Origin of the sequence: Blastomonas sp., from assembly GCF_046294995.1 — a bacterium.
Classification (GTDB): domain Bacteria; phylum Pseudomonadota; class Alphaproteobacteria; order Sphingomonadales; family Sphingomonadaceae; genus Blastomonas.
Window position 1 is genome coordinate 111,271 of sequence record NZ_JBKBOG010000004.1, and the last position, 12,974, is coordinate 124,244.

Annotated in this window: 16 protein-coding genes; 14 read left to right on the plus strand and 2 right to left on the minus strand. The window is 64.1% G+C overall.

Annotated elements, in window-relative coordinates:
- Positions 1-48: 48 nt before the first annotated feature.
- Positions 49-789: a pyridoxine 5'-phosphate synthase gene (locus ACK4R0_RS07560; protein WP_409672576.1), complete on the minus strand. Its 741-nt coding sequence runs from the start codon at positions 787-789 to the stop codon at positions 49-51.
- Positions 786-1,379, minus strand: a complete 594-nt coding sequence (pyrE, locus tag ACK4R0_RS07565) for an orotate phosphoribosyltransferase (protein ID WP_409672579.1) — start codon at positions 1,377-1,379, stop codon at positions 786-788. Before pyrE ends, ACK4R0_RS07560 begins: the two co-directional genes overlap by 4 nt.
- 197 nt (positions 1,380-1,576) lie before the next feature.
- Here pyrE and coxB point away from each other — a divergent pair, with 197 nt between their 5' ends.
- From coxB to ACK4R0_RS07635, 14 genes are all read left to right on the plus strand, one after another.
- On the plus strand, positions 1,577-2,650 hold the full coding sequence (gene coxB, locus ACK4R0_RS07570) for a cytochrome c oxidase subunit II (protein ID WP_409672582.1): 1,074 nt from the start codon (positions 1,577-1,579) through the stop codon (positions 2,648-2,650).
- Between the two features lie 15 nt (positions 2,651-2,665).
- Positions 2,666-4,333, plus strand: a complete 1,668-nt coding sequence (gene ctaD / locus ACK4R0_RS07575; protein WP_409672585.1) for a cytochrome c oxidase subunit I — start codon at positions 2,666-2,668, stop codon at positions 4,331-4,333.
- Between the two features lie 128 nt (positions 4,334-4,461).
- Positions 4,462-5,397 carry a heme o synthase gene (locus tag ACK4R0_RS07580; RefSeq protein ID WP_409672809.1) on the plus strand — a complete coding sequence of 312 codons (936 nt, stop codon included), beginning with the start codon at positions 4,462-4,464 and terminating at the stop codon, positions 5,395-5,397.
- Positions 5,394-5,567 (plus strand): hypothetical protein, encoded by a 174-nt coding sequence (locus tag ACK4R0_RS07585; protein WP_409672587.1) that lies wholly within the window; start codon positions 5,394-5,396, stop codon positions 5,565-5,567. The genes ACK4R0_RS07580 and ACK4R0_RS07585 overlap by 4 nt, the downstream gene beginning before the upstream one ends.
- Positions 5,564-6,139 (plus strand): cytochrome c oxidase assembly protein, encoded by a 576-nt coding sequence (locus tag ACK4R0_RS07590; RefSeq protein ID WP_409672590.1) that lies wholly within the window; start codon positions 5,564-5,566, stop codon positions 6,137-6,139. The genes ACK4R0_RS07585 and ACK4R0_RS07590 overlap by 4 nt, the downstream gene beginning before the upstream one ends.
- A 45-nt stretch (positions 6,140-6,184) precedes the next feature.
- Positions 6,185-7,000, plus strand: coding sequence for a cytochrome c oxidase subunit 3 (locus ACK4R0_RS07595; protein WP_409672593.1), 816 nt, complete (start codon positions 6,185-6,187; stop codon positions 6,998-7,000).
- A 29-nt stretch (positions 7,001-7,029) separates the two neighbouring features.
- Positions 7,030-7,431: a DUF983 domain-containing protein gene (locus ACK4R0_RS07600; protein ID WP_409672596.1), complete on the plus strand. Its 402-nt coding sequence runs from the start codon at positions 7,030-7,032 to the stop codon at positions 7,429-7,431.
- Positions 7,428-8,015: an SURF1 family protein gene (locus ACK4R0_RS07605; protein WP_409672599.1), complete on the plus strand. Its 588-nt coding sequence runs from the start codon at positions 7,428-7,430 to the stop codon at positions 8,013-8,015. Before ACK4R0_RS07600 ends, ACK4R0_RS07605 begins: the two co-directional genes overlap by 4 nt.
- A gap of 17 nt (positions 8,016-8,032) precedes the next feature.
- On the plus strand, positions 8,033-8,536 hold the full coding sequence (locus tag ACK4R0_RS07610) for a GNAT family N-acetyltransferase (RefSeq protein WP_409672602.1): 504 nt from the start codon (positions 8,033-8,035) through the stop codon (positions 8,534-8,536).
- A 45-nt stretch (positions 8,537-8,581) separates the two neighbouring features.
- The gene (gene thrC / locus ACK4R0_RS07615; RefSeq protein ID WP_409672605.1) at positions 8,582-9,997 is read left to right on the plus strand and encodes a threonine synthase; all 1,416 of its coding nucleotides are present in this window, start codon (positions 8,582-8,584) and stop codon (positions 9,995-9,997) included.
- 9 nt (positions 9,998-10,006) lie between these two features.
- Positions 10,007-10,927 carry a class I SAM-dependent methyltransferase gene (locus ACK4R0_RS07620; protein WP_409672608.1) on the plus strand — a complete coding sequence of 307 codons (921 nt, stop codon included), beginning with the start codon at positions 10,007-10,009 and terminating at the stop codon, positions 10,925-10,927.
- 155 nt (positions 10,928-11,082) lie between these two features.
- Positions 11,083-11,466: a dihydroneopterin aldolase gene (locus ACK4R0_RS07625; protein ID WP_409672610.1), complete on the plus strand. Its 384-nt coding sequence runs from the start codon at positions 11,083-11,085 to the stop codon at positions 11,464-11,466.
- Entirely contained in the window at positions 11,463-12,251 is a 789-nt protein-coding gene (locus ACK4R0_RS07630) for an SDR family oxidoreductase (protein ID WP_409672613.1), read from the plus strand. Before ACK4R0_RS07625 ends, ACK4R0_RS07630 begins: the two co-directional genes overlap by 4 nt.
- A gap of 45 nt (positions 12,252-12,296) precedes the next feature.
- Complete coding sequence (locus tag ACK4R0_RS07635; protein WP_409672616.1) at positions 12,297-12,896, plus strand: fasciclin domain-containing protein; 600 nt, start codon at positions 12,297-12,299, stop codon at positions 12,894-12,896.
- Positions 12,897-12,974: the final 78 nt, after the last annotated feature.

The following is a 12,974-nucleotide window of genomic DNA, read 5'->3' on the forward strand; positions in this document are numbered from 1 at the left end:
TGAAGGGGAAAGGGCTTTTGGGGGCGCCAGTCTGCGTCGTCCCGAAGCTCACCGCGCCTCGTCCATCAACTGCCGCATGCGGCGGATGCTGGCTTCGAGACCATCGAAGATCGCCTCGCCGATCAGGTAATGGCCGATGTTGAGCTCGGCGAGCTGGGGAATCGCCGCGATCGGCTGGACGTTGTCGAAGGTCAGGCCATGGCCGGCGTGCGGTTCGATGCCGTTCTTGGTGGCAAGCGCGGCGGCATCGGCGATGCGTTTGAGCTCGACTTCGATCCCGGCGCTGTCGTTGTCCAGCCACAGATGCGCATAGCGCCCGGTGTGCAATTCGACCACCGGCGCACCGAGCCGCATCGCGGCATCGATCTGGCGCGCGTCGGGCTCGATGAACAGGCTGACGCGGATCCCGGCGTCGGTCAGGCGCTGGACGATCGGGGTCAGCGTGTTGTGCAAGCCCGCAGCATCGAGCCCGCCCTCGGTGGTGCGCTCCTCGCGCTTTTCGGGCACGATGCACGCGGCGTGGGGCTTGTGGCGCAATGCGATCGCCAGCATCTCGTCGGTCGCGGCCATCTCCAGATTGATCGGCAGCGTGGCGCCCGCCATGATCGCGTCGAGATCGCTGTCGCGGATGTGCCGCCGGTCCTCGCGCAGATGCACCGTGATGCCGTCGCCGCCCGCCGCTTGCACGATCCGCACCGCGCGCATCGGATCGGGATGATCGCCGCCGCGCGCGTTGCGGATGGTCGCGACATGATCGATGTTGACGCCCAGGCGCAGGTGCCGGGTCATGCCGGAAGCGGGTCCTTGCGGCTTCCCGGTTTGGTCGCAGGGGTCGCGGCGAGGTCTGCGGGCAGGGCGTCGGCGGGGTAGCTCGGGAAATTGAGCGAGATCAGCGGGAAGAACGGAACGCCCAGCGAAACCTCGCCCGCCGAGCGGTCGACCAATGCGCCCGCCGCGATGACATCGCCGCCCGCAGCATTGACCGCCATAATCGCCTCGCGCGACGACAATCCGGTGGTGACGACGTCTTCCATCAGCAGCACCTTCTGCCCGGGCTTGATCGCAAAGCCGCGGCGCAGTTCGAAGGTGCCGGTGGGGCGCTCGACGAACATCGCCTCGACGCCCAGCGCGCGGCCCATTTCATGGCCGATTATAAGGCCGCCCATCGCGGGGGAAATGACCAGTTCGATCTGGCTGCGGACATCGCGCGGCATCCGGCTGGCGAGCGCGCTGGCGAGCCGCGAGGCGCGCATCGGGTCCATCAGAACGCGCGCGCATTGCAGGTAATGCGCGCTGTGCAGACCCGACGACAGAATGAAATGCCCCTCGAGCAACGCCTGACAGGCGCGGAACTCGGCCAGAATCTCTTCGTCCTGCATGGTATTTAGCCTTTTACGTAGCGTCGCTGCATCCATTGGGCGGCGGCATGCGCTGGAACACAAAAAATATCCCTAGATTGGCTTGAGACTGGCGGCAAGCCTGCGTATAGGCACGGCTAGCTATGACGCAAACACGGCAGTGATCCGGCGCTACGGGACGTGGACGGATGCCCTGCCCATACAGGGACATTCTACGAATGGCGTTCGCATCTTGGACGAAATCTATCGGTTTCGCAGCCCTTGTTCTCGTTACCGCGCCGCTTGCGCTGGCCCAGACGCCGCCGGCTCCGCCGGTCACGGCTCCGGCTCCCAGCACGCAGGTTGCGCCTGACGCTGCAACGGCTGCCGAAGCCGCTCCGGCCGACGCTGCCGCTGCCGGTGGGCTCGATTCGAGCTACACCCCGATGGCACCGACTCCGGGCAAAGGCATGCCGGTCGACAAGGGCATCGACTTCCAGGACCAGTATTCGGAACTCGGCGAATATGCCTATTGGCTCGACACCATCGTGCTGCTGCCGATCATCGTCGCGATCTGCTTGCTCGTTCTGGGCCTGCTGATGTGGGTGATGTTCCGCTATCGCGCTGCCGCCAATCCCAATCCTTCGCGGGTCACGCACAACACCACGATCGAAGTGATCTGGACTTTGGTCCCGGTTCTGATCCTGGTCGGCATCGCGGTTCCTTCGATCGACCTGCTCGCCAAGCAATACAAACCCGCGCCGGAATCGGCGGTGACCGTCAAGGTGACCGGATACCAGTGGTACTGGGGCTATACCTATCCCGACAACGGCGACTTCGAAGTCATCTCGAACATGCTGAGCGAGGAAGACGCGATCAAGAGCGGCGAGCCGCACCAGCTGGCCGTCGACAACCGCATGGTCGTTCCCGCCGGCGAGCCGATCCGCATCATCACCACCGCATCGGACGTGATCCACAGCTTCGCGGTGCCCTCGCTCTGGTTCAAGATGGACTCGGTTCCGGGTCGCTCGAACGAGAAGATGCTGATCATCAAGGAGCCGGGCGTGTATTACGGTCAGTGCTCCGAACTGTGCGGCGCGCGCCACGCGTTCATGCCGATCGCGATCGAGGCTCTGCCGCGTGACCGGTTCGACGCATGGGTCCGTTCGCAGGGCGGCACCGTTGCCAGCGATCAAGTCGCCGCCGCCGATCCCGCCGCTGCCACAGCTCCAGCAGTTTCGGCAGCCGCCACCACCACTCCCGCAGCAGAAGGCGCAGGCACTGCCGCCGCCGCTCCTGCAGCCGCTCAGTAAGGACAGGGCAACCCCATGACCACGATTGCAGCCAACCCGGCCGATCTGCATGACCACGATCATGCGCATGACGACCACAAACCCGCGTTCTTCCAGCGCTGGTTCATGTCGACCAACCACAAGGACATCGGTACGCTGTACCTGATCTTCGCGATCGTCGCGGGGATCATCGGCGGTGCCATTTCCGGCCTGATGCGGATGGAGCTCGCCGAACCCGGCGTGCAGTATCTGCAGGGCTGGGCCAGCATGATGCAGGGCAGCGAAGCCACCCTCGATCAGGCGTACCACATGTGGAACGTGCTCATCACCGCGCACGGCCTGATCATGGTGTTCTTCATGGTCATGCCCGCGATGGTCGGCGGTTTCGGCAACTGGTTCGTTCCGATCATGATCGGCGCGCCCGACATGGCCTTCCCGCGGATGAACAACATCTCGTTCTGGCTGCTGATCCCCGCGTTCGCGCTGCTGCTCGGCTCGACCTTCGTTCCGGGCGGTTCTGGCCTGGGTGCCGGCACCGGCTGGACGGTCTACGCGCCGCTTTCGACCAGCGGCTCGGTTGGCCCGGCAGTCGATCTCGCCATCCTGTCGCTGCACCTTGCCGGTGCTTCGTCGATCCTGGGTGCGATCAACTTCATCACCACCATCTTCAACATGCGCGCTCCGGGCATGACGCTCAACAAGATGCCGCTGTTCGTGTGGTCGATGCTCGTCACCGCGTTCCTGCTGCTGCTGGCACTGCCGGTTCTGGCCGCTGCCATCACCATGCTGCTGACCGACCGCAACTTCGGTTCGGCCTTCTTCAACGCCGCTGGCGGTGGTGATCCTGTCCTGTACCAGCACCTGTTCTGGTTCTTCGGCCACCCCGAAGTGTACATCATGATCTTGCCCGGTTTCGGCATGATCAGCCACATCATCGCAACCTTCTCCAAGAAGCCCGTGTTCGGCTATCTCGGCATGGCCTATGCCATGGTCGCCATCGGCGTCGTCGGCTTCGTGGTGTGGGCGCACCACATGTTCACCGTCGGTCTGTCGGTCAACATGAAGATGTACTTCACCGCAGCGACCATGGTGATCGCGGTGCCCACGGGCATCAAGATCTTCTCATGGATCGCCACGATGTGGGGCGGTTCGCTGACCTTCAAGACCCCGATGGTCTGGGCACTCGGCTTCATCTTCATGTTCACCGTCGGTGGCGTGACCGGTGTCGTGCTCGCCAATGGCGGTGTCGATGACAACCTGCACGACACGTACTACGTGGTCGCGCACTTCCACTACGTGCTCTCGCTGGGTGCGGTGTTCTCGATCTTTGCGGGCTTCTATTACTGGTTCCCCAAGATGAGCGGCCGTCATTACAACGAGCTGCTGGGTCACCTGCACTTCTGGGTGTTCTTCGTCGGCGTGAACATCCTGTTCTTCCCGATGCACTTCCTGGGCCGTCAGGGCATGCCGCGCCGCTATCCCGATTATCCCGAGGCATTCGCCTATTGGAACGAGATCGCGTCGATCGGTTACGCCATCATGGCGGCAGGCATGGTGATCTTCTTCATCAACATCGCCTATGCGCTGGTTGCCGGACGCCGTGCCGAAGGCAACTACTGGGGCGAGGGTGCCACGACGCTGGAGTGGACGCTGTCCAGCCCGCCGCCGTTCCACCAGTTCGAAACGCTGCCCGTCATCAAGTAAGCCGGGCCCGGATCGGGCAACTGAATGGGCCGGTAAGGGGTTTTTCCTGAACCGGCCCGCAGCCCCTCCCGGATAGGGAGGGGTTTGCCATTTGGGTATTGAGTGACATGATCGAAGCCGCACAGCAGATGGATCGCCAGCCGGGCAGCCTGCCCGCGCCTCATGGCGCGCTGATGCCCGCGCACTGGCGCGATTTCTGGGCGTTGACCAAACCCGGCGTCATCCGCCTGGTGGTCTTCACCGGACTGTGCGGCCTGCTCGCCGCGCCTGGCAATATTCATCCGGTGATCGGCTTTGTCGCGATCCTGTGCATCGCGATGGGCGCAGGCGGTGCTGCCGCGCTCAACCAGTATTACGAATCCGATCTCGATGCGCTGATGAAGCGCACCGCCAAGCGCCCGATTCCCGCCGGCCGCATGGACCGCGACGCGGCGCTGCAGTTCGGCCTGGCGCTGTCGGGCTTTTCGGTGTGCATCATGGGGCTGGCGGTCAACTGGCTGTCGGCTGCCATCCTGGCGTTCTCGATCTTCTATTACGCCGTGATCTACACGATCTGGCTCAAGCCCAACACCGCGCAGAACATCGTGATCGGCGGCGGCGCAGGCGCGTTCCCGCCGGTGATCGGCTGGGCTGCGGTGACCGGCGACGTCACGATGCTGCCGATCCTGTTGTTCTCGCTGATCTTCTTCTGGACCCCGCCGCATTTCTGGGCGCTCGCGCTGTTCGTGAAGATGGATTATGCGCGCGTCGGCATCCCGATGATGCCCAATGTCGCAGGCGAGAAATCGACCCGCCATCAGGTCTTCGGCTATTCGCTGGTGCTGCTGGCGACGGCGCTCGCGCCATTCGCGCTGGGGCTCACCGGCTGGACCTATGGCATCGCCGCGCTGGTGCTGACCGGCATCTTCGTGGTGCTGGCAGCGCGCGTCGGCTTCCGCGTCGCGGGTGAAGGCGATGCTCTCAAACCCGAAAAACAGCTGTTCGCCTATTCGATCGTGTATCTGTTCATGGTGTTCACCGCTCTGGTCATCGACCGTGCCGTGGTTCCGGTGATCGCGGCATGAGCGATCGGCCCACCAGCACGCCCCCGGCGCCCGATTTCAACGATCCCGAGGTGCTCGCCCAGTTGCGCGCGCGCCAGCGCAGCCGCGCGCTGTTCATGGCCGGTATCCTGATCGGGCTGTGCGCCTTGTTCTATATCATCACCATCGTGAAGATCGGAGTGTGGGGATGAACGCTGCGACCCTGTCTCCCGAAGTTTCCCGCCGCAACCGCAAGGCTGCGCTGATCGCATTGTGCTTTGCGGTCGGCATGCTCGGCATGGGCTATGCTGCGGTTCCGCTGTACCGCATCTTCTGCGAGGCGACCGGCTTTGGCGGCACCACGATGAAAGTAAGCGAGCAGACGGCGGCGGGAATTGCGGTCACCGACAAGCAGATCGTCGTGCGGTTCGATTCGAACGTGTCGTCGGCGCTGCCATGGCGGTTCAAGCCCGAGAATCCGACCGAGAAAATCACCATCGGGGCGCGCGACATGGCGGCCTTTACGGCGGAGAACCTGTCGAGCAAGCCGGTGACCGGCACCGCGACGTTCAACGTCACTCCGGTGCAAGCCGGGCGCTATTTCGCCAAGGTCCAGTGCTTCTGCTTTACCGAGCAGACGCTGGCTCCAGGCGAGAAAGTGCGGATGCCGGTGATCTATTACGTGGACCCCGCGATCCTTACCGATCCGGAGACCAAGGATATCGAAGAGATAACCCTCAGCTACACCTTTTACCCGCTGGACCAGGCGAATAAGGGCAGTTAAGGGCTTAGTTTGAAGACGCTTTAGGGACGACAGGGACCAGAACCGATGGCCGGAACAAAGAACCACGATTATCACATTCTGCCGCCGAGCATCATTCCGTTTGCGGGATCGATGTCGGCGTTGCTCATGGCTGTGGGCGCGATCCTGTGGATGCATGGCATGGATTCGATGGGCATAGTTTTCTATGCCGGCGTCGCTGCCGTTGCGGCCACTTTCTATTTCTGGTGGGCACAGGTCATCAAGGAAGCGCATGCCGGCGATCACACCCCGGTGGTGCAGCTTCACCTGCGCTACGGGATGATCCTGTTCATCGCATCGGAAGTGATGTTCTTCGTTGGCTGGTTCTGGGCATGGTTCGATTTCTCGCTGTTCCCTTCGACCGCAGACGTCATCGGCGGAACCTGGCCTCCGCAGGGCGTCGAAGTGCTCAACGCCTTCGAACTGCCTTTGCTCAACACGCTGATCCTGCTGTGCTCGGGCACCACCGTCACCTGGGCACACCACTCGCTGATCAACGGTGACCGCGATGGCCTGATCAAGGGTCTGTGGCTCACGATCATCCTGGGCATCGTGTTCAGCTGCGTGCAGGCCTATGAATATTCGGTCGCGCCGTTCCCGTTCAAGGACCTGAACTATGGTTCAGCGTTCTACATGGCGACCGGTTTCCACGGCTTCCACGTGCTGGTCGGCACGATCTTCCTGATCGTCTGCCTGGTGCGCGCCTATAAGGGTCACTTCACCCCCAAGCAGCATTTCGGCTTCGAGGCAGCTGCCTGGTACTGGCACTTCGTCGATGTCGTGTGGCTGTTCCTCTTCCTCGTGATTTATGTCTGGGGCGGCTGGGGTGCGGTCACGCATTGATCTTTACCCAATGAACCGGTGCGGGCATCGTGGATGATCCGCACCTTGAAAAAGGGCAGTCTGGTCTCGTCCAGGCTGCCCTTTTCGGCGAATGCCCCGCGTGCGGCGCGCGCACCCTGTTTGACGGCTGGGTGCGCTTTGCTCCGCGCTGCCGCGCCTGCGGGCATGATTTTGCCAGCTACAATGTCGGTGATGGCCCTGCAGCTTTCCTGATCCTGGTCATCGGCGCGATCGTGTGCGCCTTGGCGCTGGTGCTGCAGGTGCAGGCCAGCCCTCCGTTCTGGGTGCACATCCTGCTCTGGGTACCGATCACCAGCGCACTCGTGCTGCTGTCGCTCAGGGTTTCCAAGGCAGCGATGCTGATCCACGAAGCGCGCGCCGAAGTGCGTGAAGGCCGCATTGCGGACCACGACGAGAAGGACGAGCGATGAAGCGCCTGCCATTCTGGCCGACCGTGGTTGTCGGCATCGCCATCGGCGTGATGATCGCGCTCGGGGTCTGGCAGCTCCAGCGCATGGCGTGGAAGGAGGCGCTGCTCTCAGAATACGCCACCGCGTCCGATCGCCCGGCGATCGCATGGCCGGCGGTGCCCAATGCCGAGGTGCTTCCCTTGTATCGCAAATCGTCGGTCAACTGCCTGTCGGTCGCGGGCTGGCGCGCATCGAGCGGGCGCAATGCGCGCGGACAGGCGGGCTGGGTGCATATCGCCTCCTGCGCGACCGGCGCCGAGGGTCCGGGCGCACAGGTGGTCGCGGGCTGGTCGCTCCGCCCGGACGATCCCGTCTGGGAAGGCGGGCAGGTCAGCGGCGTCATCGCGCCCGATAGCGCGCACCTGATCCGGCTCATCGCAGCGCCCCCTGTCGCAGGGCTCGAAGCGGTGCAGCCGCCATCGCCCGAGGACATTCCCAACAATCATTGGGCCTATGCGATACAATGGTTTTTATTCGCGGGGCTGGCTGCCGTTATATATGGTCTGGCAGTCGCACGGCGGACGCAAACATTATCGTCCCGGTGATGCCACGAGGAGAGAGCATGCAGGGCGGACATTATTACGGCTTCCACAGGGTAACCCATTCGGACCTGCCGATGCTCGAGGCGTGGCTGGAAACGCCCGAGGTGCAGAAGTGGTGGGGCGACCCAGCCCATGAGCTCGCGTTGATCGAAGAGGACATGGACAATCCCGATATGGTGCAGCTGATCGGGATGCTCGATGGCCACCCGATCGCCTATATCCAGCATTTCGAGGTGCACGCCTGGCCGCAGAAGCATCTGCAGGATCTGCCGCAAGGGGCACGGGCGGTCGATTGCTTCATCGGCGTTCCTTCGCTGATCGGCAAGGGCCATGGCGCCAAGCTGCTGGCGATGCTCGCCAAGCAGCTTGCAGCGCAGGGCGTGCGGGTGCTGTGCATCGATCCCGATCCCGACAACCAGCGCGCGCGCAGCGCCTATGTCCGCGCCGGCTTTGTCGAACATGGCCAGATCGACACCCCGGAGGGTCCGGCGGTGCTGATGTTCTTCGAGAACCAGGAAGACTGACGCACCCATTGCCAGCGGAAGGCAGGCCCGCTAACGGGCCTTTCCATGGATTATATCAGCACCAGAGGGAAAGCAGCTGCGCTCGATTTCGAGGGCGTGACGCTGGCGGGCTTGGCAAGCGATGGCGGGCTGTACGTCCCGCGCAGCTGGCCGAAGTTCACGACAAGCGAAATCGCCGCGATGGCGGGGCTGTCGTACGTCGATCTCGCGGTCAAGATCATGGCGCCTTATGTGCAAGGCAGCCTGACCGAGCAGGAGCTGCATGGTCTTTGCGAGGCGGCGTACGGGCGATTTTCGCACAAGGCGATCACCCCTCTGGCGCAGCTTGATGAGAGCAACTGGCTGCTCGAACTGTTCCACGGGCCGACGCTGGCGTTCAAGGATGTCGCGCTGCAGTTGCTCGGGCATCTGTTCGAGCGCTTCCTGAGCAACCGCGACACGCACCTGACGATCGTCGGTGCGACCTCGGGCGATACCGGTTCGGCGGCGATCGATGCGGTCGCGGGGCGCGAGAAGGTCGACATCTTCATGCTCCACCCCGATGGCCGGGTGTCCGATGTCCAGCGGCGGCAGATGACCACGGTGCTTGCGCCCAACGTCCACAACATCGCGATCGATGGCAGCTTCGATGATGCGCAGGCGATGGTGAAGCGGATGTTCGGTGATCCCGATTTCGCGGGCAAGTTCACGCTGTCGGCGGTCAACTCGATCAACTGGGCTCGGCTGATGGCGCAGATCGTCTATTATTTCGCCGCCGCGCTGCAGCTGGGCGCGCCGCACCGTCCGGTCGCGTTCTCGGTGCCCACCGGCAATTTCGGCGATGTGTTCGCAGGCTATGTCGCATCGCAGATGGGCCTGCCGATCGCCAGGCTGGTGGTCGCGACCAACGTCAACGACATCCTCCACCGCGCGCTGAGCGCGGGCGATTATTCGGCAGGCAGCGTCACCCCCACCGCCGCGCCGTCGATGGACATCCAGGTCAGCTCCAATTTCGAGCGGCTGCTGTTCGATCTCGAAGGCCGCGATGGCGCGCTGACCGCGGCGCGGATGCAGGGCTTTGAAACGAGCAAGGCGATGCAGCTCACCTCTGCGATGCGCGAAGGGGCAGGCGCCATTTTCGCCAGCGCCAGTGTCGATCCGGAAGAGATGGGCATCGCGATGCGCCGCGCGTGGGACGATGCGGGCCAAGTGCTCGACCCGCACACCGCAATCGGCCTTGGCGCCGCGCACCGGATGCAGGAATCAGGCCTGCTCGATCGCGCGATCCCGTGCGTCACGCTGGCGACCGCACACCCTTCCAAGTTCCGCGATGCGGTCGAGCGCGCCACCGGTTTGCGTCCGCGGCTGCCGGCGCGCGTCGGCGACCTGTTCGAGCGCGCCGAGAAATTCGACAAGCTGGCGGGCGACTACACCACCGTGCGCGACTACATCGCCGCGCGCGCCGTTCCCGCCCGGGGCTGACGTTCGCAGATGGCCGTCCTCGATCCGCAACCGGTGCTGCTGATCGGCGAACCGCGCGAGGATTACACGCTGATCGACAGCGGCGGCGGGCGCAAGTTCGAGGCCTATGGCCCGTACCGCTTCGTCCGTCCCGAGCCACAGGCGATGTGGCCGACGACGCTGCCCGACTGGGACGCCGATGGCGCGTTCATCCCCGGATCGGACGAGGATGGCGGCGGCAAGTGGCAGCTTGAGCCCAACGTGCCGCGCGATGGCTGGCCCTTGGCGTGGGAAGAGGTGCGGCTGACCGCGCTCAACACGCCGTTCCGGCATCTGGGTTTCTTTCCCGATATGGACCCGGTGTGGCGCTGGCTGCGCGGGCAGATCGGCGCGCATCAGGGCGAGGGGGCGGCGCGCGCGCTCAACCTGTTCGGCTATACCGGGGTCGGCACGCTGGCGATGGCGGCTGCGGGCGCCGAGCTGACCCATGTCGATGCCTCGAAGAAATCGGTCGCCGCAGCAAGGGTCAATGCCGCTTTGTCGGGCATGGAAGACCTTCCGATCCGCTGGCTGGTCGATGACTGCGTCAAGTTCGCCGCGCGCGAGGTGCGCCGGGGCAAGCGTTATGATGCGATCCTGCTCGATCCGCCCAAGTTCGGTCGCGGACCCGAGGGCGAGGTGTGGAAGCTCGAGGAGCATCTGCCCGGTCTGATCGCCGATTGCCGCAGGCTGCTCGATGAGCGCTCGCGCTGCCTGTTCCTGACGGTCTACGCGGTGCGGATGTCGGCGCTGGCGCTGGGCGAATTGCTCGCGGCGCATTTTGCGGACCTGCCGGGCACGATCGAGGTCGGCGAACTGGCGGTGCGCGAGCAATCGGGCGGGCGACTGTTGCCGACGGCGATCTTTGCGCGCTGGTCCAACGTGGGGTCGAACCCGGGATCCAACGGTTGAACGCTTGCGTTGCCCCGCGCAATTTGCGAACGCGCGGGATCGTCATTCCCGCGAACGCGGGAATCCCGCTTTTGCGCCGCGGTTACAAAGTTTAGCGGGACCCCCGCGTTCGCGGGGGTGACGAGCAATAGATATTATAGAACAGGCCACCCATTTTGACCGACACCACCCCTGACAGCCTGATCCTCGAGATCGCCGATTTCGACGTCAACGTGCTAACCGGAATCTATTCGGAAGAGACCAAGCTGCCCCAGCCGCTGCGCTTCACCATCCAGGCCGAGATGCTGGCGCAGTACCATTATGCGCCCGATACGCCGCTGTCGGCATCCAAGAACTATATGGACTTGAAGCACGCCGCGTCGACCGCGTTGCCGCAGGGCGTGCACTTCACGCTGATCGAGGCGGTCGCCGATCATGTCATCGAGACATTGTTCCTGCAGGACCCGCGCATCCGCAGGCTGACGGTGAAGATCATCAAGCTGGCGATCGCCGAGCATAACGAGTCGATCGGCATCACCTTGTCCCGGACCCGCAGATGAGTCCGCAAGCGGACACGTCGCGCCTTGCGCTCGTCACCGGCGGATGCCGCCGGGTCGGCGCTGCCATCGCCGCCGAACTGGCGCGCGCCGGGTGGACGCTGGCGCTGCACGGGCACTCCGATGCGGTTCCCGATGCCGAACTGGCGGACACGCTGGCGGCGTGCGATACCCAATGGCACGGCTTCGTCGCCGATCTGGCGCTGCCCGATGCGCCTGCCGCGCTGATCGCGCGGGTGGTGGCGCATTTCGGCCGCGCACCCGATCTGCTGGTCAACAATGCATCGATGTTCGACTATGACGATCTGGCGAGCATGACCCCGCAGATGCTGGGCGATCATTTCGCGGTCAACACCTTCGCGCCGGTCTTGCTGGCGCGCGATCTGGTCGCGGCAGCAGGGGAGGGTGCACAGCCCGCCATCGTCCAGATCATCGACCAGCGGGTGCGCAACCCCAATGGCGACCAGTTGTCTTACACGCTGTCCAAGCAGGCGCTGGCCGAATCGATCCGCACGCTGGCCCGTGCATTCGGCGCGAGGGCGCGGGTCAACGGCGTGGCACCTGGTCTGACACTGGCGACCAGTGACTTCGACGACGCGCAAATGGCACGGCTGGCCGCACGCATGCCACTTGGCCGGTTGTCAGACCCGCAAGACATTGCACGTGCGGTGCGCTACCTTGCCGATGCGCCCGCGACGACGGGCCAGTTGCTTTTCGTCGATGGCGGTGGCCATATGTTGAGCCTTGAGCGGGATTTCGTTTTCCTCGACAAGCAGGACCCGGCCTGAACCTTAAGCCTTGAACCCCATTGGCCCGATGATTTGGAGATTACCATGCGTTCACCAGCCGTAGCCGCCCTGATGGGCATGACCCTCGCCGTCGCGGCCTGTGGCAGCCAGGATGGCGGGGGCGATCCCGTCAAGCGGATCGATCCCGAGAGCCTGGAAGTCGCCGAAGCCACCGCCGATGGCGAGCCTGCGGCGATCCTGCGGGTCGACGAGGTGGTGCTGCGCAACCCCGATCTGTCGACGCTCGCGCGCGCGATCAAGGCAGCTGATCTTGGCGCGGAGCTGGGGGCCGATACGCCGATGACGCTGTTTGCGCCCGACAACGGGGCGTTCGACAAATTGGGCGTCGATGCGCTGGCAGAATTGCTGCTGCCCGCCAACAAGGCGCGGTTGGCGACGGTGCTCAAATATCACGTGATTCCCGGACGGCTGACCGCAGCCGACCTGCGCAAGCGGATCGGCGACAATGGCGGCAGCATCGAGATCGTGACGATACAGGGCGAAAAGCTCAACGCCTCTGTCGAGCTCGACCAGATCCGGCTGGCCGATGCCAGCGGCAACGTCGGCTCGATCGCGCTGCCCGATCTGGCGGCGAGCAACGGCATCGTCCACGGCATCGATCAGGTGCTGGGCCCGCAGCTTTGAGGCTGCAAACTTCAGCCTGATTTGAGCCTCTGTCGTCATTCCCGCGAACGCGGGAATCCCGCTATTCCGCTCCCATTT